Annotated in this window: 15 protein-coding genes, 1 tRNA gene and 1 pseudogene; 8 read left to right on the forward strand and 9 right to left on the reverse strand. The window is 71.8% G+C overall.

The genetic code is table 11. The annotated features are described in order from the left end of the window. Positions 1-32: 32 nt before the first annotated feature. From trpB to ACLBXP_RS17740, 3 genes and pseudogenes are all read left to right on the forward strand, one after another. Entirely contained in the window at positions 33-1,274 is a 1,242-nt protein-coding gene (gene trpB / locus ACLBXP_RS17730; RefSeq protein WP_447669070.1) for a tryptophan synthase subunit beta, read from the forward strand. A 104-nt stretch (positions 1,275-1,378) separates the two neighbouring features. Beyond that, a tRNA-Met gene (locus tag ACLBXP_RS17735) sits at positions 1,379-1,455 on the forward strand. 192 nt (positions 1,456-1,647) lie between these two features. Then, positions 1,648-2,181 (forward strand): annotated as a pseudogene (locus ACLBXP_RS17740) (transposase); the annotation flags it as partial. A gap of 1,110 nt (positions 2,182-3,291) precedes the next feature. Here ACLBXP_RS17740 and ACLBXP_RS17745 read toward each other — a convergent pair. Then, positions 3,292-5,163 carry an ATP-binding protein gene (locus ACLBXP_RS17745; RefSeq protein WP_447669071.1) on the reverse strand — a complete coding sequence of 624 codons (1,872 nt, stop codon included), beginning with the start codon at positions 5,161-5,163 and terminating at the stop codon, positions 3,292-3,294. 207 nt (positions 5,164-5,370) lie between these two features. Here ACLBXP_RS17745 and ACLBXP_RS17750 point away from each other — a divergent pair, with 207 nt between their 5' ends. Continuing rightward, the gene (locus tag ACLBXP_RS17750; protein WP_447669072.1) at positions 5,371-6,057 is read left to right on the forward strand and encodes a zinc metallopeptidase; all 687 of its coding nucleotides are present in this window, start codon (positions 5,371-5,373) and stop codon (positions 6,055-6,057) included. Positions 6,058-6,192: 135 nt separating this feature from the next. On the opposite strand, the gene ACLBXP_RS17755 is transcribed toward ACLBXP_RS17750, so the two are convergent. From ACLBXP_RS17755 to ACLBXP_RS17780, 6 genes are all read right to left on the reverse strand, one after another. Continuing rightward, positions 6,193-6,627, reverse strand: a complete 435-nt coding sequence (locus ACLBXP_RS17755; RefSeq protein WP_447669073.1) for a YybH family protein — start codon at positions 6,625-6,627, stop codon at positions 6,193-6,195. 66 nt (positions 6,628-6,693) lie between these two features. After that, complete coding sequence (locus ACLBXP_RS17760; protein WP_447669074.1) at positions 6,694-7,281, reverse strand: lipocalin-like domain-containing protein; 588 nt, start codon at positions 7,279-7,281, stop codon at positions 6,694-6,696. A 202-nt stretch (positions 7,282-7,483) separates the two neighbouring features. Continuing rightward, on the reverse strand, positions 7,484-7,873 hold the full coding sequence (locus ACLBXP_RS17765) for a response regulator (RefSeq protein WP_447669075.1): 390 nt from the start codon (positions 7,871-7,873) through the stop codon (positions 7,484-7,486). 32 nt (positions 7,874-7,905) lie between these two features. After that, complete coding sequence (locus tag ACLBXP_RS17770) at positions 7,906-10,800, reverse strand: GAF domain-containing protein (RefSeq protein WP_447669076.1); 2,895 nt, start codon at positions 10,798-10,800, stop codon at positions 7,906-7,908. A gap of 93 nt (positions 10,801-10,893) precedes the next feature. Then, positions 10,894-11,553 (reverse strand): hypothetical protein, encoded by a 660-nt coding sequence (locus tag ACLBXP_RS17775; protein WP_447669077.1) that lies wholly within the window; start codon positions 11,551-11,553, stop codon positions 10,894-10,896. Positions 11,554-11,616: 63 nt separating this feature from the next. Then, positions 11,617-11,847 carry a tautomerase family protein gene (locus tag ACLBXP_RS17780; RefSeq protein ID WP_447669078.1) on the reverse strand — a complete coding sequence of 77 codons (231 nt, stop codon included), beginning with the start codon at positions 11,845-11,847 and terminating at the stop codon, positions 11,617-11,619. Between the two features lie 165 nt (positions 11,848-12,012). Between ACLBXP_RS17780 and ACLBXP_RS17785 the strand changes: the two genes are divergently transcribed. Further along, on the forward strand, positions 12,013-13,353 hold the full coding sequence (locus tag ACLBXP_RS17785) for an amidohydrolase family protein (RefSeq protein WP_447669079.1): 1,341 nt from the start codon (positions 12,013-12,015) through the stop codon (positions 13,351-13,353). Positions 13,354-13,389: 36 nt separating this feature from the next. Here ACLBXP_RS17785 and ACLBXP_RS17790 read toward each other — a convergent pair whose 3' ends face one another. Both ACLBXP_RS17790 and ACLBXP_RS17795 read right to left on the reverse strand, forming a co-directional pair. Further along, positions 13,390-14,175 carry a hypothetical protein gene (locus tag ACLBXP_RS17790; RefSeq protein ID WP_447669080.1) on the reverse strand — a complete coding sequence of 262 codons (786 nt, stop codon included), beginning with the start codon at positions 14,173-14,175 and terminating at the stop codon, positions 13,390-13,392. Between the two features lie 82 nt (positions 14,176-14,257). After that, positions 14,258-14,527, reverse strand: coding sequence for a hypothetical protein (locus tag ACLBXP_RS17795; protein WP_447669081.1), 270 nt, complete (start codon positions 14,525-14,527; stop codon positions 14,258-14,260). Between the two features lie 691 nt (positions 14,528-15,218). Between ACLBXP_RS17795 and paoA the strand changes: the two genes are divergently transcribed. From paoA to paoC, 3 genes are read left to right on the forward strand one after another with little or no spacing between them, the layout of a single operon-like run. Further along, positions 15,219-15,827: an aldehyde dehydrogenase iron-sulfur subunit PaoA gene (gene paoA, locus ACLBXP_RS17800; RefSeq protein ID WP_447669098.1), complete on the forward strand. Its 609-nt coding sequence runs from the start codon at positions 15,219-15,221 to the stop codon at positions 15,825-15,827. Beyond that, entirely contained in the window at positions 15,824-16,774 is a 951-nt protein-coding gene (locus ACLBXP_RS17805) for an FAD binding domain-containing protein (protein WP_447669082.1), read from the forward strand. The genes paoA and ACLBXP_RS17805 overlap by 4 nt, the downstream gene beginning before the upstream one ends. 3 nt (positions 16,775-16,777) lie before the next feature. Further along, complete coding sequence (gene paoC / locus ACLBXP_RS17810; RefSeq protein WP_447669083.1) at positions 16,778-18,997, forward strand: aldehyde oxidoreductase molybdenum-binding subunit PaoC; 2,220 nt, start codon at positions 16,778-16,780, stop codon at positions 18,995-18,997. Positions 18,998-19,339 lie beyond the last annotated feature (342 nt).

Genomic DNA, 19,339 nt, shown 5'->3' on the forward strand with positions numbered 1-19,339 from the left:
CGACCGAGATCATCCCGACGAGGATTGCCGCCGTGACCATCGCACCCATCCCGAACTCCTTCCGGACCGGTCCGGACGAGCGCGGCCGCTTCGGCATCTTCGGCGGGCGCTTCGTGGCCGAGACGCTGATGCCGCTGATCCTCGACCTGGAGGCGGCCTACGAAGCCGCCAAGGCCGACCCGGCCTTCCAGGCCGAGATGGATGCGGGGCTGACCCACTACGTCGGCCGCCCGAGCCCGCTCTACTTCGCCGAGCGGCTGACCGAGCACCTGCGCGCGGGGGCGCCCGCCGGCCACGGCGCCAAGGTCTACTTCAAGCGCGAGGAGCTGAACCACACCGGCTCCCACAAGGTGAACAACGTGCTGGGCCAGATCCTGCTGGCCCGCCGCATGGGCAAGCCGCGCATCATCGCCGAGACCGGCGCTGGCCAGCACGGCGTCGCCACCGCGACCCTCTGCGCCCGCTACGGCCTGAAATGCGTCGTCTACATGGGCGCCGTCGACGTCGCCCGGCAAGCCCCCAACGTCTTCCGCATGAAGATGCTCGGCGCCGAGGTGGTGCCCGTCGAGTCCGGCACGAAGACCCTCAAGGACGCCATGAACGAGGCCCTGCGCGACTGGGTCACCAACGTCGCCGACACCTTCTACTGCATCGGCACGGTGGCGGGCCCCCACCCCTACCCGGCCATGGTGCGCGACTTCCAGTCGATCATCGGCCGCGAGACGAAGGCCCAGATGCGGGAGGCCGAGGGCCGCCTGCCGGACTCGCTCATCGCCTGCATCGGCGGCGGCTCGAACGCCATGGGCCTGTTCCACCCCTTCCTGGACGACCCCGAGGTCGAGATCTACGGCGTGGAGGCGGCTGGCCACGGCGTCGCCTCGGGCCTCCACGCCGCCTCCCTCACGGGCGGCAAGCCGGGGGTCCTGCACGGCAACCGCACCTACCTGCTGATGGACGGCGACGGCCAGATCGCCGACGCGCACTCGATCTCGGCGGGGCTCGACTATCCGGGCATCGGCCCCGAGCACGCCTACCTGCACGAGGCCGGGCGCGTCACCTACCTGTCGGCCACCGACGCCGAGACGCTCGAGGCGTTCCAGCTCTGCTCCAAGCTCGAGGGCATCATCCCGGCCCTTGAGCCCGCCCACGCCCTCGCCAAGGTGATGGAAATCGCCCCCGCCAAGCCCGCCGACCACCTGATGGTGCTCAACCTCTCGGGTCGGGGCGACAAGGACATCCCGCAGGTGGCCGAGATCCTGGGCACCCGCCTCTGAGGGGCGCCCGCCGGGCCCGGTGACCGGTTGACACCGCGCGGGCGATCTCCCTATACCGCCCCGGTCTCCGGACGGCGGCCGCGCAGGCCGCCGGCAAGGCTCGGGGCGGGGTAGCTCAGCTGGTTAGAGCAGAGGAATCATAATCCTTGTGTCGGGGGTTCAAATCCCTCCCTCGCTACCACTTCAGACCCACGATCGTTCGTCAGACACAGGTCCACCGTGTAGGTCTGGCCACCGAGGCTCAGACGGTCGCCATCCGCTTGGCTGAAGCCGAGGATCAGGTCGCGGCCGGCATTGGACCCGCAACCGAAGCGGTCCGCGCCAAGGTCCCCTGAGAGCCCGTCGCCCTGGTCGCCGAAGAGCTGGCCGTCGCGGCTCGGCCGCGATGGTGGGCTGGCTCGTCTCCGGGCAGGGCATCGGGCCGCATATCAGCGCCTTCGATACGTCGACCCGCGCCGATGGCACCTTCTCACGCGCCGACTTCACCGACGACCAGCCCCATGACGTCTATCGCTGCCCGGCGGGCCGGATGCTGGCGACGACCGGCACCTTGGCCAACGACGGGGTGATGCTGATGCCTCACGCGAGCGAGTTCGACTGCGCGCCATGTCCGCCGAAGGCGCGGTGCTGCCCGAACAAGCCGGAACGCAAGCTGCCACGCTCGGTCCACGAGGGCGCGCGAGACATGGCCCGCGACCTCGCACGAACCAAGGACGGCGAAACCGCACGCCGCGAGCGTAAGAAGGTCGATATGGTGTTTGCCCATTTCGAGCACGTCCTCAAACTGGATCGCCTCCGGTTGCGAGGACCCAATGGAGCGAGAGACGAGTTCCACCTCGCCGCAGCCGCTCAGAACCTGAGGAAGTCGGCCGAGATCATCCCGGTCCCGCAGCCGAGCCCGGCTTGATCGAGGGAGACCTCACGGCCAGGGGAAAGAGGCTGCCCCTGTCCGTCGCCGATCTCGGCCCCCACCGCGTTCTTCAATAAAATCGACCTTAAGTGGATAGCCTATGGCGCTCCTCAGCGTCCCCCAAATCGGGCATTCGCCTGCCGGAGGCGACTTGAAAATCTTGACCATCAACGAGGCAGACCGATAATTTGCTAGGTGACTACGGCATCTCTGGAAGGACAGGGAACGCAGCGAGTCGGTCTGACGGCGACCGGGGCAGCCCGAGCACGTAGTGTCAGCAGCGGGTGTCGAACCCCGCCCGTAGTCGCCTGATTTCGCTCACCGATCACAGATGCACCCTTTGTCCTTGCAAAGCGATCAGCGCGAGGCTCTTCGCCTTGGACTTACCTACGCCGCAGCTGGAAAGGCTAAACTCGCATTGCCTTGGCTGAAGCGCTCGATGCCAAATCCGGTCGCAGCGCTCCGCATTGCGGAAATCTATGCGCGCAGCCGTTCGATGCGCTCCTCAAGGACGTCGCTAAATTATGCAGCTGCGGCGCTTGGGGAAGCACACGATCTGGAAATCAACGAGCGGAAAGAGCTTGCAACACTTATCGAAGATTTGATGAAGCGACGTTTCTATCCAAGTCCCTGCGATTTACGACCAATCAGATATGCAAGATCCTTAGTATTATAGGCAAATAGCGAGCGTTTCAGAAAAATATCAGGACAAGCGAAATTCAATCACTCCGTATGAATGCGCCTTTGTGGCCAGGACAGTGACCGTTTTCTGGTTCAAGAGCAGTGTCCGCTCCAACGCATTTCCGCCCGGAAGCTGACGGGCGGACATCCATTCTCCGCAGACCGTCCTCGCCCGGCAATGGCCTCCTGCAGTGCGACGGGAAGGTCGAACCGGCGCTGCGGCGCCTGTCCCAGCGCGGTGCCCTCCGGGTGCTCCCGGCCGTCGTCACAGTCCACGTGGGACCGGCCGCACACGGCCCGGCCCTGCCACAGCTCTCGGCCTGCATCGAACCCGAAGCCGGTCGTCCCTGCCACGCCTCTACGGCCGAGGCCGCGCTGATCTCAGTCGGTCCGGCGGTCGATGCTGCCAGGGCAGCGTCGCGGCGATCATCGCTCGACGCCGCACGGCTCGACGATGAGACCCTTGATGCGCGCGCCCAGGGCGTCCATCGCGAAGGGCTTCGTGAGCACCTGCATGCCCGGGCCGAGCCGTCCATCGGCGATGACGGCCGCCTCGGCGTAGCCGGTGATGAACAAAACCTTGAGGTCGGGCCGGCGTTCGCGGGCGGCATCCGCCATCTGTCGACCGTTCACCCCGCCGGGCAGGCCGACATCGGTCACGAGCAGGTCGATGCGGGCATCGGACCGCAGCACCTTCAGGCCCGCCGCGCCGTCGGCGGCCTCGACCACGGTGTAGCCCATGTCCTCCAGGACCTCGGCGACCAGCATCCGCACGGAGGGCTCGTCATCCACGACGAGGACGGTCTCGCCCCGGCCGACACGACCGAGCCGGGTGGCCTCACGCTCGATGTCCTCCACCTCGGCCTCGCCGTGGTGCCGCGGCAGGTAGAGGCAGACCGTCGTCCCCAGGCCGACCTCCGACTGGATGCGCACCTGCCCGCCGGATTGGCGGGCGAAGCCGTAGATCATCGAGAGGCCGAGGCCGGTGCCCTCGCCGAGCGGCTTCGTGGTGAAGAACGGCTCGAACACCCGGGCCACGATCTCGGGCGGCATGCCGGTGCCGGTGTCGGTGACGCAGACGGACAGGTACTGGCCCTCGGGGAGGTCGTGCCGGGCCGCGTAGTCGCGGTCCACCCATCGATTGCCGGTCTCGACCGTGATGCGACCGCCATTCGGCATCGCGTCGCGCGCATTGATGCACAGGTTGAGGAGCGCGTTCTCCAGCTGGGTCGGGTCGATCAGCGTCGGCCACAGCCCCGCCGCCCCGACGACGTCCAGGGCGATCTGCGGCCCGATGGACCGGCGGATCAGTTCCTCCATGTCGGCCACGAGCCGGTTCACGTCCGTGGGCTTGGGGTCGAGGGTCTGGCGGCGGGAGAAGGCGAGCAGGCGGTGGGTGAGCGCGGCCGCGCGCTTGGTCGCGCCCTGCGCCACCGACATGTAGCGGCCGACGTCGCCGAGCCGGCCCTGGCCCATCCGGGTCTGCATCAGCTCGAGCGAGCCCGAGATGCCGGCCAGCAGGTTGTTGAAGTCGTGGGCGAGGCCCCCCGTCAGCTGCCCGATGGCCTCCATCTTCTGCATCTGGCGAAGCTGGCCCTCGGCGGCCATGAGCTCGTCGGTGCGCGCCTTCACCCGCGCTTCGAGCGTCTCGTTGAGCTCGCGCAACCGGGCCTCGGACAGCCGCAGGCGTTCCTCGCTGGCGCGCAGGGTCTCCTCCGCCATCGTCCGCTCGAGCAGGTCGGCCCCCTGGCGCGCCAGGATGTCGAGCAGCCGCAGGTCCCGCTCCGTGGGCTGGTGCGGCGCGCTCCAGTGCGTCGAGATCATCCCGATCAGCTCACCGCCGCGGGATATCAGCGGCGTCGTCTGGGCCGAGCGGATGCCGGCACGGCGGAACGCGAGGAGATCCGCGGTGCCGGCGATGTCGGCCCACGCCTCGAAATCCGGGACGACGGCGCGCCGCCCGAGCTTGAGGGCGGCCGTGCAGCTCGTCACGGCGGCGGGCGCGACCCACTGCCAGACCCGCTTGTCCTGGGGGGAGAGCCCGCGCGAACTCAGCAGCTCGAGGTGCCCGGCATGGGAGGGATGGTCCGCCGAGCAGAGCCGCTGCATGGTTCCGAACTGGGAGCCCGTGATCCGGACCGCGGCATCCACGATCTTCCCGCAGAGCGCCTCCAGATCGTTCTCGCCGATCAGCTCGACGCAGATGCCGTGAAGGAGATCGAGGTCGCCTTGCCCGTCGTCTCTCGCCTCGACGGGACGGCGGGACTTCGCCGGGAACGCGGTGACCGTGGCGGACATCAACAGCCCCTGGGCGCGGGCGGGATAAGGAAACGTGCGCTGCAACGACGACGCCTGCCGAGGCGCCGCGTTCCGTCGCGGATCGGTATAGGTCAGGGACTCGTGTTCAACCAGAGGTGACTGTTGCGGGCGGGCCACGCCGGCCGCCCTCTGCGACGGCCGTCGCGCGCGCTTTCATCGCCTCGGCCCTGCGCCTACATACCCGGCATGCCCATCCTCCTGGCGCTCGGCGTCGCCCTCCTGTTCGGCCTCGTGTTCGGCCCCCAGTGGTGGGTGCGGCGGGCGATGCAGCGGCACGCCACCGAGCGGCCGGACCTGCCCGGGACCGGAGGCGAGCTCGCCCGCCACCTGCTCGACCTGGCGGGGCTCGGGCACGTCGCCGTCGAGACCGCGCCGGCCGACCACTTCGACCCGGTCGGAAACGTCGTGCGCCTGTCGCCGGAGAACCATGACGGCCGCTCGATCACGGCGGTCGCGGTCGCGGCGCATGAGGTCGCCCACGCGCTCCAGCACGCGGCGGGGGACCGGCTCCTCGCGGCCCGGGTGCGGTTCGCCCCGGTCGTGCAGGGCTTCGAGATCGCCGCGGCCGTGGTGATGATGACCGCGCCCGTGATGCTCGCCGTCGTCAAGTCGCCGGTCCTGCCTGCCCTGCAGGTGGGGGTGGGCCTCGCGCTCCTCGGCGTTCGGCTCGTGTTCCACCTCCTGACGCTGCCCGTCGAGATCGACGCGAGCTTCCGCCGGGCCCTGCCCATCCTGGAGACGGGCCGCTTCCTCGACGCCGGCGACATGCTCGGCGCCCGCACCGTCCTGCGCGCCGCGGCGCTCACCTACGTCGCCTCCTCGCTCGTGGCGCTCGTGAACATCGCCCGCTTCCGGCGCCTCCTCCCGTTCTGAGACCTCAGCGGCGCGCGTCCGGTTTCCCGCTCCGCCCCGCCGCGAGCGGACCGTCGCCCGGCGGCCTGCGAGGCCGGCCGGACGCTCCGGCCAGGCGGGACCCGGCGGCGTCCCGCCGGGGCCGCGCGGCAGGGGTCAGTTCCAGGTGTGCAGGACCGTGCGCCAGCTGCCGTCACGCTTCTCCAGCACGTTCACCCAGTTGCCCTCGAACTTCTTCTTCGCGCCGCCCTCCACCGGCCCGGTCATCTCCCAGCGCCCCGAGACGATGAGGAGGTTGTCCTTCGGCAGGGCCGATTTCACGGTCGTCTTGTGCTCGTCCCAGCCCTTCGACTTCAGTCCGGCGAAGAACTTCTGGATGCCATCGCTGGTCTGCGGCGCTCCCTTGGTGATCACGATCGCGTCGGGCGTGTAGAGCTTGGCCAGCGTATCCATGTCGCCGCCATTGTAGGCCTCGTCCCACTTGCTCGCCGCGCCCTGCGCGTCGGCTTGCAGGGTGTCCGAAAAGCCCGCGGTCGGGACCATAAGGGCACCCGCGAGGGCAACTCCGCGCAGAATGTTCTTGCCGATCATGCGTTCCTCCGTTGCAGATGGCCCCGGATGCTCCGGGGCCGGGCGTACGAGTCTCGACGGAGCCCCTCAGGGGTATCGCGTCCAGATCAGGGTGATGACGCTCATCCGGCCATCGAGGTTGAACTTGAACGGCGTCGTCGTGAGCACGAGCTGCCCGTCCTTGCGCTCGACCTGACGGACCTGGGAGGTCCCGGTCCACGCCTCGTTCCAGGACGTGTCGATGTCGTGGACGATCCGATCGCCCTCGAGCCGGTAACTCCCCGCATAGGCGAAGAAGGTCTTGTGGAGCTTGACCCGGTCCGCGTCGGTCATCCTGTCGTTGGCGACCGGCCTGTCCCGGCCTTCGTGGGCGCACACCACCATCATGCGGCCGTCGCGGCCGTAGTTGATCCAGCCTGTCGGCCTCGGTCCGCCGTAGGCGTCGATGGTCTCGCCCGTGTCGACGATCCTGCGCGTGGCGGCGGCAAGTCGCCAGGTCCCGACGACCTCATCCACCTCCAGCGCGCGTCCAGCCGAAGTGCCGAGCCCCAGCGCGGTCAGCACAAATGCGGTGCTCGCGACGAAACCCAGGGCGGCGTTGCATAGCCTGCGCGCAGAGATCGGGACGATGACCTTCGATCCATAGTGGCTCGACCATCGATCGACGACAGGCATCATCACACCCCGAGAACGACGAGGGGATAGGGAGCATTCGGCGCGCTACACGCCCTGTAGAAACATTATGAATACCATATCTCTATCGGAGGCAAGTCCCGATCACTTGCGCCACGGCGTGAATGCGAGCCGACGACTGCAGGGGATGGACGTCTTCGTGAATATCGGCGGGGGCGGCTTCTGGCCGACGGCGCGCGTCCGCTCAGGCGTGAGGACGCACGAAGTTGCGGATGGTCGAGACCATCGCGGGGCCGTCGAACGGCTTGCCGAGGTAGACGCCGCGGGCCGGGATGGTGCCCGCGCGCGGCGCGCGCGGTGCCGAGGAGGTGAGGATCAGCTCGATGGGCGGCCACCGCTCGCGGATCAGCGCCGCGAGCTTGAGGCCCATCACCGCCCCCCGCACGTCGAGGTCCGCCACCACCACGCGGATGTCGGTGCGCGCCTCCAGGATGCGGATGGCCTCGGCCGTCGTGCGCGCCTCGACGACCGCGCAGCCCGCCTCCTCGATGAGGTCGGACAGCGTCATCGCCAGCAGCGGCTCGCCCTCCAGGAGGAGGACGCAGGGACGCTGCGATCGGTCTTCGTTTGCCACATCGACCTCGAAACGATCCGCTGCCTCCCGCATCAGGACGCTCGAACCTGTGAAAGTGGGGCACGGAACACCGCGGCCAATCCCGCGGGGGTGTAATCCAGGGTGACGTCGCGCGTGCCGACGAGGCCGGTGCGGATCAGCCGCGTGCCGAACCCGCGCCGCGCCGGCTCCGTGGCCGGAGGCCCGCCGCGCTCGTGCCAGCCGAGCTCCAGCACGGGCTCGTCCGCGCTCCGGACCGCCCAGGAGAGGTCGACGTGGCCGCCCGCCACGGAGAGCGAGCCGTACTTGGCGGCGTTGGTGGCGAGCTCGTGCAGCAGGAGCGAGAGGGACAGCACCGCCGAGGGGGCGAGCGCCATCTCGGGCCCCGAGAGGACGAAGCGGTCCAGGGCCGCGTGCGGCCCGAGCACGCTCGCCGCGACCGTCCGCAGGGAGGCCGGCGCCCAGGCGTCCTGCAGCAGCACGTCGTGGGCCCGCGCCAGCGCCATGATGCGCTGCTCGAACGCCTCGACGGGCCCGCGCTCGGGGACCGGCCGCAGGGTCTGCCCGGCGATGCTCTGGACGATGGCGAGGGTGTTCTTCAGGCGGTGGGACAGCTCGTGGTTCAGGAGGTCCTGCCGCTCCTCGGCCCGCACGCGGCCGATCGCCAGGCGGAGCCTCGAGGCGACGTCCTGGATGAAGGCCAGTTCCGGCCGGCTCCAGTCCCGGGCCCGCGCGGTGCTGACGTAGAGGAGCGCCACGAAGGCGCCCCGCTCGAACACCGGCGCGTTGACGAAGGCGCGCGCGCTGCGCGCCTCCAGGGCCGCCGCGTGGTCCCGGGTCCGCGGGTCGGTGCGGCAGTCGGTGACGACGACGGTCTCGCCGCGCCTCAGGTCCTCGATGTACGAGCCGTAGTCGCGCAAGTGCAGCGTCCCGGCCAGGGTCTCGGCCCCGCCGGTGGTCCAGTCGCGCGCGACCGTGACGGTCTCCTGCTGCGGGTCCACGTCGCCGTAGCCCACCAGCATGGCGCCGAGGGTCTGCCCAAGGGTCTCGCACGTGGCCTCGGTCATCGCCTCGACGCTCGCGAGGTCGCGCAGCCGGTCGTTCAGGGCGAGCACGGCGGCGCGCCGGGCCTCCGCCTGCACGCGGTCGGTGATCTCCAGGAAGATCACCCCGAACTGCTCGCCGCCGAGCGGGAAGGCGCGGCCCTCGTACCAGCGTCCGAGCGTCCCGACCTGGCGCATGAACGCGACGGGCTCGCCCGTCTCGACCACGTCGGCGAACTCGCTGACCCAGGCGTCCTCGATGCCGGGGAACACCGCGCGGATGGTGCGCCCGACGACGGTCGCCGGGTCGACGGAGACGAGCTCGCCCCAGGCCGCGTTCACGTCGACGTAGCGCCAGTCGCGGATCGTGCCCGCGGCGTCGCGCAGGACCTTCCCGATGATGAAGCCCTCGCTCAGGCGCCCGAACAGGCCGCGCCAGTGCGCCTCGCTGGCTTCCAGCGCGTCCTGTGCGGCCCGGCGATCGGTGATGTCGCGGACCGTGCCGAACATGCGGCTCACGCGCCCGGCCGCGTCGCGCACGACGTCTCCGCGGCGGGCGAGCCACCGCACGGCGCCGTCGTCGGCCCGGCGGAAGCGGTATTCGACCTCGTCCGTGACGATCCCCGTCCGGAGGTCCGCCTCGATGGAGGCGCGGTGCCGGTCCTCCGGGAGGGTCAGCGCCTCCAGGCGGTCCACGGGGTAGTGCGGGGCGGGCGGGAGGCCGAGGATGCGCGTGAACTCGCGCGACACGCTGACATGGCCCGCCTCCGTGTCGACCTCGAAGGTTCCGACCTGCCCGGCCTCCTGCGCGAGGCGGGAGCGGGTGTCGCTCTCGCGCAGCGCCGCCTCGCCGTCGAGCCGCTCGTAGACGGCCGACATCAGGCGGGCCAGGGTCTCGAAGAAGGTCAGCGCCTCGGCGTCGAAGGCCGGCTCCCGCGTCGAGGCGAAGGCGATCACCCCCCGCAGGGCGCCGCGGCTCATGAGCGGGAAGCCCGCATAGGCGTCCAGCCCGAGGGCGCGGACGGCCTGGTAGGCCGGCTCCCCGGAGGTCTGCAGGTTGTCCAGCAGCAGCGGCGCGCGCCGCTCGGCGACGATGCCGCACAGCGGCGTGCCGTAGGGCATGCGGGCCAGGACGTCCTGCACCTCGGCGGTCGCGTTGAGCGCGTGCGTCAGGCGCAGGTGGCCGCCGTCCGGCCAGAGGTCGTAGGTGTAGCTGCGGTCGAACCCGAGCGTGGCGGCGTTGGCCGACAGGATGGGGTCGAGCACTGCGGCCGGGTCGGCCCCGGTGAGGAGCGCCTGCGAGGCCTTCGAGAGGATGTCGATCCGCCGGGCCTGCCGCAGCTCGGTGGCCTGGCGCGCCAGCACCGCGTCCCGGCGCTCGACGGCCCGGCGCATCCCGAGCTGGAGCATCACCTCCTCGGCCAGCACCCGGAGGTCGTCGGCCTGCTCGGGGGTGAGGCCCCCGGGCCGCGCCACCGTGTCGATGACGCACAGGCTCCCGAGGACGTGGCCCTCGGGGGTCCGCAGCGGCGCGCCCGCGTAGAAGCGGATGCGGGGGTCGTCCGTGACCAGGGGGTTGCGGGCCGTGCGCGGGTCCGCGGTCAGGTCGGGGATGACGAGGAGGTCGGGTTCGGCGAGGGCGAACTTGCAGACCGAGCGATCGAGGTCGGTCTCGCAGTGGGGAAACGCGACCCGGGCCTTGAACCACTGGCGGTCGCGCGCGACGAGGCTGACGAGGGCGACCGGCGCGGCGCAGAGCCGGGTCGCGAGGCGGACGATCCCGTCGAACCCGGCCTCCGGCAGGGTGTCGAGGATGTCGTAGGCGTCGAGCGCCGCGAGGCGGTCCTCGTCGCCGACGGCACTGCTCGCGTTGGGGGCCGGACCTGCGGGGACGACAGCGTTCACGCCTCTCCCTTAGCGCTTATGCCGGGCCCTGTCCCATGGTCCAAACGACGCCTGCGTGTTTCTTGGGAGGACGGCGAGGGCCCGCCCCGAGCCCTACGGCGCGGTCCCGACCTCGGCGGTGATCCGGTCCGAGCGGTCGAGCCACGCGCTGCGCTCTCTGGGGGCTCCGGCCCCTTCGGGCAGGCATGGCTGCGGGACGGCCTTCTCGATCCGCCAGCAATCGGTCCAGATGCCGCCGCGGCGGATCAGCAGGTGGCGGCCGTCCGGGGCGAGGACGAGGGCGGGGGATTCCGTGAAGGCGTGGTCCTCCGAGTAGGTGACGTCCCGCGCCGCCGCGAGGAACGTCCGCCAGCGCAAGCCCTCCGGTTGCCAGAGGGCGAACATCGTGTCGCTCAGGCCCGGCTCCAGGGTCATCAGGACCACGCGGCCGTCCCGGAGGGTGACGCGGCCCACCTCCCAGCGCGCCAGGAAGACCTCCCCGAGCCCCAGCAGAAGGACCGCCGCGAGGACCGCGGGCACCGGGGCGAGAAGCGGCAGGAGCCGCCGCCAGCCCCGGCGCGCCGCCGCCGCGATGCCCTGCGCGAGCATGACCAGGGCCAATCCGACGGCGCTGATCAGGCCCGAGTCGCGCGGCAGGATGAGCTGAGGTTCGTTGGCGGCGGGAAGCGCGCAGGCCACGAGCAGCAGCAGGTTCGCCAGGACCAGGAGGCTGCCGACGACGAGGAGCGGGCGGCGCAGGTTCGAGAGGGTCACGCGCGGTCTTGCCTGATCCCGGGGGTGCCCCTCGGAAGGGGCGCAGGTCCTCAGCGGAGGTCCTCAGCGCGGGTCGTAGCCCGGCTTCCGGTAGAGGCTGTCCGGCCGGCCGAGGATGTCGGGCTCGTAGACGCTGGCGCGCCAGTCGTCGGGCGCCACGTCCTCGACGGCGACGGAGACCGAGGCCTCGCTGCAGCCGGCGCTCGCGATCACCGCCCGGGCGACTGCCTCCGCGAGGTCGGCCTTCTGCGCCTCGGTGCGGCCCGCGTAGAGCTTGACGATCACGTGGGGCATGGGCGGGGTCCGGGCTCGCGCCGCGCGGCGCGCGCGGCTTCGCCGTGCCATAGCGCGGGCCGCGGGGCTTCGCCATCCGGCGGGCCCGCCGACTTCCGGCTCGACTTCGCTCGGCGCGGAGCCATCTTCGGGCGGACAGGACCCCGTCCGGAGGAGTGCCGCCCGATGCGCCCGATGCGCCTGCCGTTCGCCGCCGCCCTCCTGCTCGCCGGCCACGCCGCCGCCGCCGAGCCCGTCGCCTTCACGGGCATCCGCCTCATCGACGGCATCGCCGCGGCGCCGGTGGCGGACGCGGTGCTGGTGATCGACGGGGGCCGGGTCGTCGCCGCCGGCCCGCGCGGGGCCGTCTCGGTTCCGCCCGGCGCCGAGATCCGCGAGGGGCAGGGCCGCACCGTCATGCCGGGCCTGATCTCGGACCATTCCCATGTCGGGCAGGTCCTTGGCGTCACGAACGGATCGGGCAACTACACCCGCGAAAACATCCTCGCCCAGCTGAAGGCCTACGCCGACCGGGGCGTCACCACGATCATGGCGCTCGGCCTCAACGGCGCGCTCCTGCCCGAGCTGCGGGCCGAGGCCCACGCGGAGCGCCTGCCCGGCGCCGACCTGTTCGGGGTCGACCGCGGCATCGGCGTGCCGGACGGGGCGCCCCCGCAATCGATGCTCCAGGTGGGGCCCGACCAGCTCTTCCGCCCGGCGACGCCCGAGGACGGCCGCGCCGCGGTGCGCGCCATGAAGGCGCGGGGCACCGACATGGTGAAGCTCTGGCTCGACGATTTCGGCGGCTCCGTGCCGGCCAAGATGCCGCCCGCGGTCTACGCGGCGGTGATCGAGGAGGCCCACGCGCAGGGCCTGCGGGTCGCCGCCCACGTCCACGACCTCGAGGACGCGCGGGCGATCGTGGCGGCGGGCGCCGACATGCTGGCCCACGGCGTGCGCGACCGGCCGGTGGACGCCGACTTCGTCGCCCTGCTCAAGGAGCGGGGCACCTGGTACGTGGCGACGCTCGCCCTCGACGAGGCGACCTTCGCCTACGCCGAGCGGCCGGCCTGGACCGAGACGCCCTTCGTGCGCGCGGCCCTCTCGCCGGAGCTGCGGGCGCGCTTCGACGATCCGGCCTGGCAGCGGCAGACTCGCGAGAGCCCCAAGGCCGAGGCTGCGCGCCGGTCGCTGGCGATGAGCCTGCGGAACCTCGCCGCCCTGAGCGCGGCCGGGGTGCGCATCGGCTTCGGCACCGACAGCGGGGCGACGCCCGAGCGGGTGCCCGGCGTGTCGGAGCACCGGGAGCTCGCCCTGATGGTCCAGGCCGGCTTCACGCCCATGCAGGCGCTGACCGTCGCGACGGCGCGGGCGGCCGACCTCCTCGGCCTGTCGGACCGCGGCCGGCTGGAGCCCGGCCGGCGGGCGGACTTCGTGGTGCTGGCCGCCGACCCAGCGGCCGACATCGCGAACAGCACCGCCATCCTCGAGGTCTGGCGGGGCGGGCGACGCCAGGACGGTCCCTGAAGCTTCGGGCCCTGAAGCCGGGGCTCGGACGCCCTCTCACCGGGCGCGGTGCCGGGCGACCGCGAGGGCCGCGTCGGCACCCTGCGGGGCTTGTACGCCCTGCGGGGCCTGCACACCCTGCGGGGCCTGCGAAAACCAGTCCCGCGCCACGATCTCGGTGACGACGCCGGCCGCGCGGAGGCGGGCGGGATCGGGCATCCACATCGCCTCGGCGCGCACCGCGAGGGCCTCGGCGACGAAGTCCGGGGTGAGGCCGGCATTCAGGTAGGCCGTGCGCTCGGGCGCCGCATCGACGGGGTGGACCGCCTCGAAGAACCCGACCTCGTAGGGGCCGTGGAAGCCGAGCTGGCCGCCGGCCGCGAGATAGCGCCCGCGCCCGCGCACGAAGACCAGGGTGCAGGCCGAGGCGCAGACCTCCGACACGGAGGTGGCGAGCCCGTGGGCGGCCACCAGCGCGCCGAGGGCGAGGGCCTCCTGAACGAGGCCGCCCTCGCTCGTCAGGTGCAGGCGCTCGACCTCCGGGTGGGCGGCGAGCAGGGTCGCCACCCGGTCCGCGATCCCGTCCGTCAGGTCCCCGGCGAGGTGCAGCGTGCGCCCCCGGGACCCGAGTTCCAGCTGCGGCTCGGTGGGCGCGTCGGCCTCGGCCGGCCCCGCCAGGCCGATGGCGCCGAGGAGCGCCGAGCGCGACGGCGGCGCCTCGGACGGGCCCGGCCGCACGGCGGCCGGGCAGGCCGTGCCCGCGATCAGCCCCAGCGCCAGGCCGAGGAGCGCCGCTTCCGGGCGAACCGGGCCGGGGAACCTGCTGAGGAACCTGAACCGCATCGCCGAAGCCTCCGTCCGCATCCGTCCATCGAGCGGGAAGCGATCTTCAGGCCGGATCCTGGCCGCGCCCCGCGAGCCCGGGTCAGCCCAGGTAGGCGACCATCATCTCCGCCACCGCCCGCACCGCGTAGGCGGGCGGCGTCTCGCCCCGGCGGACCGGGAAGGCCTCGACCATCCGGCGACCGGCGAGGATCTGCTCGACCTCCTCGGACAGGAGCCCGTCGTCGAGCGCCGCCGCGAGGGCGGCCGAGCCGTGGGTCCTGTCGGGGCGGGCAAGGTCTGAGCGGAGAAGGGCTCGGCGCGCGGCGTCGGGTGCGGCCGCCGTATCAGGCGTGATGTCGAAGGCGAGCATGGTCGGAGACCTCGTCCGAGACGGTCCGTGCAGGGCTGCGTGACGTCATGGTCCGGCCCGTACACGACGTGCCCGGACCCGATGATCCCGCGCGGAGAGACTGATCAGGGGCCGCCGCGAGACGGAGATCTGCCTGGGATGTCTGGTGGAGGTCGTGTTTCATGAATGGAACCTACGAAGTTCCGCGAGGAAAGTGCTTTCAAAGATCTGTCGCAGGAGGGAGCATCGCCGTCGGCGCGGGCGCCCGCCGTGGAACGATCCCGCGCCGCGCAGGATCGGCGGGCCGGCCCCGGATGGCCCGAAGGACCCGACCGGCGGAGGCGGCTCCCGCAAGGAGCGCTTCGCAAGGGACGCTTGCGGCGAAGAACCGCGGGGCACGCGCGTGGGGCGCATTCAGAAGCCCTGCTTATAGCCCCTTGCGGCCGCGGGCCTCTAATTCCGCTCCCGCCGGGGGCTATTTCCCGCCTCTGTACGGCTGGGTCGATACCCCGGGTCCGGACGATCCGCACCGCGACGCGTGCGCCTCGTTCCGTGATCGCCGGGAACGCGCGGCCGGTGCCCGAACTTATCGCGGGCAGCCCTCGCGCGGATCGCTCGCGCGGATCTGAGGGGCCGCCCGCCATTTCCCGCAGCCGCTTCGGAGCGCGCGATGCAACGCCACCGAGACACCGACCTGAACCGGAGAGACTTGATGGTGGGGGCCTCCGCCACCGCCGCGGTCTGCACCCTGCCCGCCGCGGCCGGCCCGGCCTCCGCCGCCCCTGCCGCCGCCGGGGCCGACCAGCCCGTGCTGGCGAAGGTGGCCTTCACGGTGAACGGCGAGCGCCGCGAGCTCGAGCTCGACACCCGCACCAGCCTGCTCGACGCGGCGCGTGAGCACCTGCGCCTGACGGGCTCCAAGAAGGGCTGCGACCACGGCCAATGCGGCGCCTGCACGATGATCGTCGACGGGCGGCGCATCAACGCCTGCCTGACGCTCGCGGTGATGCACCAGGGCTCGGAGATCACCACCATCGAGGGGCTGGGGCAGCCCGAGAACCTGCACCCGATGCAGGCTGCCTTCATCAAGCACGACGGCTACCAGTGCGGCTACTGCACCCCGGGCCAGATCTGCTCGGGCGTCGCCGTGCTGGCCGAGATCAAGGCCGGCATCCCGAGCCACGTCACCGCGGACCTCAACGCCACCCCGGCCGTGACCGAGGCCGAGATCCGCGAGCGCATGAGCGGCAACATCTGCCGCTGCGGCGCCTACTCCAACATCGTCGAGGCGATGACCGAAGTTGCCGGGAGGCAGGCATGAAGTCCTTCACCTACGAGCGGCCGGGCACCCCGGCCGAGGCCGCCGCGGCGGTCGCCCGCAACCCGGGCGCCAAGTTCATCGCCGGCGGCACCAACCTCCTCGACCTGATGAAGCTGCAGATCGAGACCCCGGCCCACCTCGTCGACGTGAACGGGCTCGGCCTCGACCGGATCGAGGCGACGCCGGAGGGCGGCCTGCGGGTCGGCGCGCTGGTGCGCAACACCGATCTCGCGGCGGATGCGCGCGTGCGCCGGGACTACGGGGTGCTCTCGCGGGCGCTGCTCGCCGGCGCCTCGGGACAGCTGCGCAACAAGGCGACGACGGCCGGCAACCTGCTGCAGCGCACCCGCTGCCCGTACTTCTACGACACGGCGCAGGCCTGCAACAAGCGCCAGCCCGGCTCCGGCTGCTCGGCGCTCGACGGGATCTCCCGCCAGCTCGCGGTGATCGGTTCGAGCGAGGCCTGCATCGCCACGCACCCGGGCGACATGGCGGTGGCCATGCGCGTCCTCGACGCCACCGTCGAGACGATCGACGCCGGGGGCGCCGAGCGCAGGATCCCGATCGCCGAGTTCCACCGCCTGCCGGAGGACAAGCCGGAGATCGACACCACGCTCAAGGCCGGCGAGCTCATCACGGCGGTGACGCTGCCGAAGCCGGTGGCGGGCACGCACATCTACCGCAAGGTCCGGGACCGGGCCTCCTACGCCTACGCGCTCGTCTCGGTCGCCGCCGTGATCGGCAAGGACGGGACCGGTCACGTCGCGTTCGGCGGGGTGGCCCACAAGCCGTGGCGCGTCGAGGCGGCGGAGGCTGACCTGCCGAAGGGCGCCAAGGCCGTGACGGACCGGGTCTTCGCCGGCGCCAAGCCGACCCACGACAACGCCTACAAGCTGAAGCTCGCCGAGCGGACGCTCTCCGCGGCGCTCACCCAGGCGAGGGCCTGAGCCATGAAGTTCGACACCCCCGCAGGCCAGAACCCCATCGACCAGCTCAAGGTCGTGGGCAAGCCCACCGACCGCATCGAGGGCAGGTTCAAGACCACCGGCACCGCGGCCTACGCCTACGAGCGCCACGACGTCGCGCCGAACCAGGCCTACGGCTACGTGGTGGGCGCCGGCATCGCCAAGGGCCGCGTGCGCGCCATCGACGTCTCGGCCGCCCGGCGGGCGCCCGGCGTCGTGACCATCGTGACGACGCTCGACATGCCGCGGCTGGAGCGCGGCCGGATGAACGCCGCCTACCTGTTCGGCGGCGACCAGATCCAGCACTACCACCAGGCCGTCGCCCTCGTGGTGGCGGAGACCTTCGAGCAGGCCCGCGCGGCCGCCTTCCTGGTGCGCGTCGATGCCGTGCCCGAGGCCGGCAGGTTCGACCTCGCCGCCGAGGCCAAGGGCGCCCCGCCGGTGCCGGGGGACAGCGGCGAGGGCAGCGGCGGCCACGGCGAGGAGCGGGTCGGCGACTTCGAGGGCGCCTTCGCGCAGGCTCCGGTCAAGCTCGACCAGACCTACACGACCGCCGACGAGAGCCACGCCATGATGGAGCCCCACGCCACCACGGCGGCGTGGGAGGGCGACAAGGTCACCCTCTGGACCTCGAACCAGATGGTCGCCTGGAGCAAGGGCAGCGTCGCCAAGATCCTCGGCCTCAAGCCGGAGAACGTGCGGATCGACGCGCCCTACGTGGGCGGCGGCTTCGGCGGAAAGCTGTTCGTGCGCTCCGACGCGGTGCTGGCGGCGCTGGGCGCCCGGGCGGCCAAGCGGCCCGTGAAGGTGGCGCTCACCCGCCCCATCGTGGCCAACAACACCACGCACCGCCCCGCCACGATCCAGCGGGTGCGGATCGGCGCGACGCCGGACGGCACCATCACGGCCATCGCGCACGAGAGCACCTCCGGCAACCTGCCCGACGGCCGGCCCGAGACGGCGGTCGACCAGACGAAGCTCCTCTACGCGGGCGCCAACCGCCTCACCGCGATGAAGCTCGCCCATCTCGACCTGCCGGAGGGCAACGCCATGCGGGCCCCCGGCGAGGCGCCGGGCCTGATGGCCCTCGAGATCGCCATGGACGAGATGGCGGAGCGGCTCGGGATGGATCCGGTCGCCTTCCGCCTGCGCAACGACACCCAGGTCGACCCGGCCAAGCCGGGGCGGCCCTTCTCCCACCGCGACCTCGCGGGCTGCCTCAGGCTCGGCGCGGAGCGGTTCGGCTGGGCGAAGCGCAACCCGCGCCCCGGCCAGGTCCGGGACGGGCAGTGGCTCGTCGGCATCGGCATGGCGGCGGGCTTCCGCAACAACCTGCTGATGAAGTCCGGCGCCCGCGTCAGGCTCGACCCGGCGGGCACCGTCACGGTCGAGACCGACATGACCGACATCGGCACGGGCAGCTACACCATCATCGCCCAGACGGCGGCCGAGATGATGGGCGTGCCGCTGGAGCGGGTCGTCGTGCGCCTCGGGGATTCCGACTTCCCGGTCTCGGCGGGGTCGGGCGGCCAGTTCGGCGCCAACAACGCGACCTCGGGCGTCTACGCGGCCTGCGTGAAGCTCCGCGAGGCGGTGGCCCAGCGCCTCGGCATCAACTCCGCGGACGCGGTCTTCGCCGAGGGCGAGGTCCGCGCCGGCAACCGCGCCGTGCCCCTCGCCGAGGCGGCCGCCCAGGGCGCGCTGACGGCGGAGGACTCGATCGAGTACGCCGATCTCTCGAAGAAGCAGCAGCAATCGACCTTCGCGGGCCATTTCGCGGAGGTCGGCGTCGACGTCGACACCGCCGAGGTCCGGGTGCGCCGGATGCTGGCGGTGTGCGCGGCCGGGCGCATCCTCAACCCGAAATCGGCCCGCAGCCAGGTGATCGGCGCGATGACCATGGGCGTCGGCGCGGCGCTGATGGAGGAGCTCGCGGTGGACACCCGGCGCGGCTTCTTCGTCAACCACGACCTCGCGGGCTACGAGGTGCCGGTCCACGCCGACATCCCGCACCAGGAGGTGGTCTTCCTCGACGAGGTCGATCCGCAATCCTCGCCCATGAAGGCCAAGGGCGTGGGCGAGCTCGGCCTGTGCGGGGTCGGCGCGGCCCTGGCCAACGCTGTCTACAACGCCACGGGCGTGCGGGTGCGGGACTATCCCATCACCCTCGACAAGCTCCTCGACCGCATGCCCGACGCGGCCTGAGAGCCTCGCGGCTGGACGAACCCCGTCCGCCGCCTCGCGGCGCCGCGAGGCGGCCTCCAGGGAGTTATCCGGGACCCTCCACGATCCCTGGAGGCCTCCTTCGAGGCTCCGCTTCGCTGCGCACCTCAGGATGAGGTCGCGGGTGAGCGGCAGGCCGGCACAGGGCTTCTCCCACCCACCCACCTCATCCTGAGGTGCCCCCGCAGGGGGCCTCGAAGGAGCCCTCCAGAAGTCGCGCGGGAGCTGGAGGCCTCCTTCGAGGCTCCGCTTCGCTGCGCGCCTCAGGATGAGGTCGCGGGTTGGGGAAACCCGGACGGTGGATCCCATCCACCCGCCTCATCC

Source organism: Methylobacterium sp. A54F (genome assembly GCF_053346035.1).

What these genes read in the sequence shown, in the direction of transcription:
- paoA (WP_447669098.1), top strand. Translation starts at nt 15,219, where the DNA reads ATGGTGGGGGCCTCCGCCACCGCCGCGGTCTGCACCCTGCCCGCCGCG.
- paoC (WP_447669083.1), top strand. Translation starts at nt 16,778, where the DNA reads ATGAAGTTCGACACCCCCGCAGGCCAGAACCCCATCGACCAGCTCAAG.
- ACLBXP_RS17790 (WP_447669080.1), bottom strand. Translation starts at nt 14,175, where the DNA reads ATGCGGTTCAGGTTCCTCAGCAGGTTCCCCGGCCCGGTTCGCCCGGAA.
- ACLBXP_RS17755 (WP_447669073.1), bottom strand. Translation starts at nt 6,627, where the DNA reads ATGATCGGCAAGAACATTCTGCGCGGAGTTGCCCTCGCGGGTGCCCTT.
- ACLBXP_RS17795 (WP_447669081.1), bottom strand. Translation starts at nt 14,527, where the DNA reads ATGCTCGCCTTCGACATCACGCCTGATACGGCGGCCGCACCCGACGCC.
- ACLBXP_RS17780 (WP_447669078.1), bottom strand. Translation starts at nt 11,847, where the DNA reads ATGCCCCACGTGATCGTCAAGCTCTACGCGGGCCGCACCGAGGCGCAG.
- ACLBXP_RS17745 (WP_447669071.1), bottom strand. Translation starts at nt 5,163, where the DNA reads ATGTCCGCCACGGTCACCGCGTTCCCGGCGAAGTCCCGCCGTCCCGTC.
- ACLBXP_RS17805 (WP_447669082.1), top strand. Translation starts at nt 15,824, where the DNA reads ATGAAGTCCTTCACCTACGAGCGGCCGGGCACCCCGGCCGAGGCCGCC.
- ACLBXP_RS17750 (WP_447669072.1), top strand. Translation starts at nt 5,371, where the DNA reads ATGCCCATCCTCCTGGCGCTCGGCGTCGCCCTCCTGTTCGGCCTCGTG.
- ACLBXP_RS17785 (WP_447669079.1), top strand. Translation starts at nt 12,013, where the DNA reads ATGCGCCCGATGCGCCTGCCGTTCGCCGCCGCCCTCCTGCTCGCCGGC.
- ACLBXP_RS17760 (WP_447669074.1), bottom strand. Translation starts at nt 7,281, where the DNA reads ATGCCTGTCGTCGATCGATGGTCGAGCCACTATGGATCGAAGGTCATC.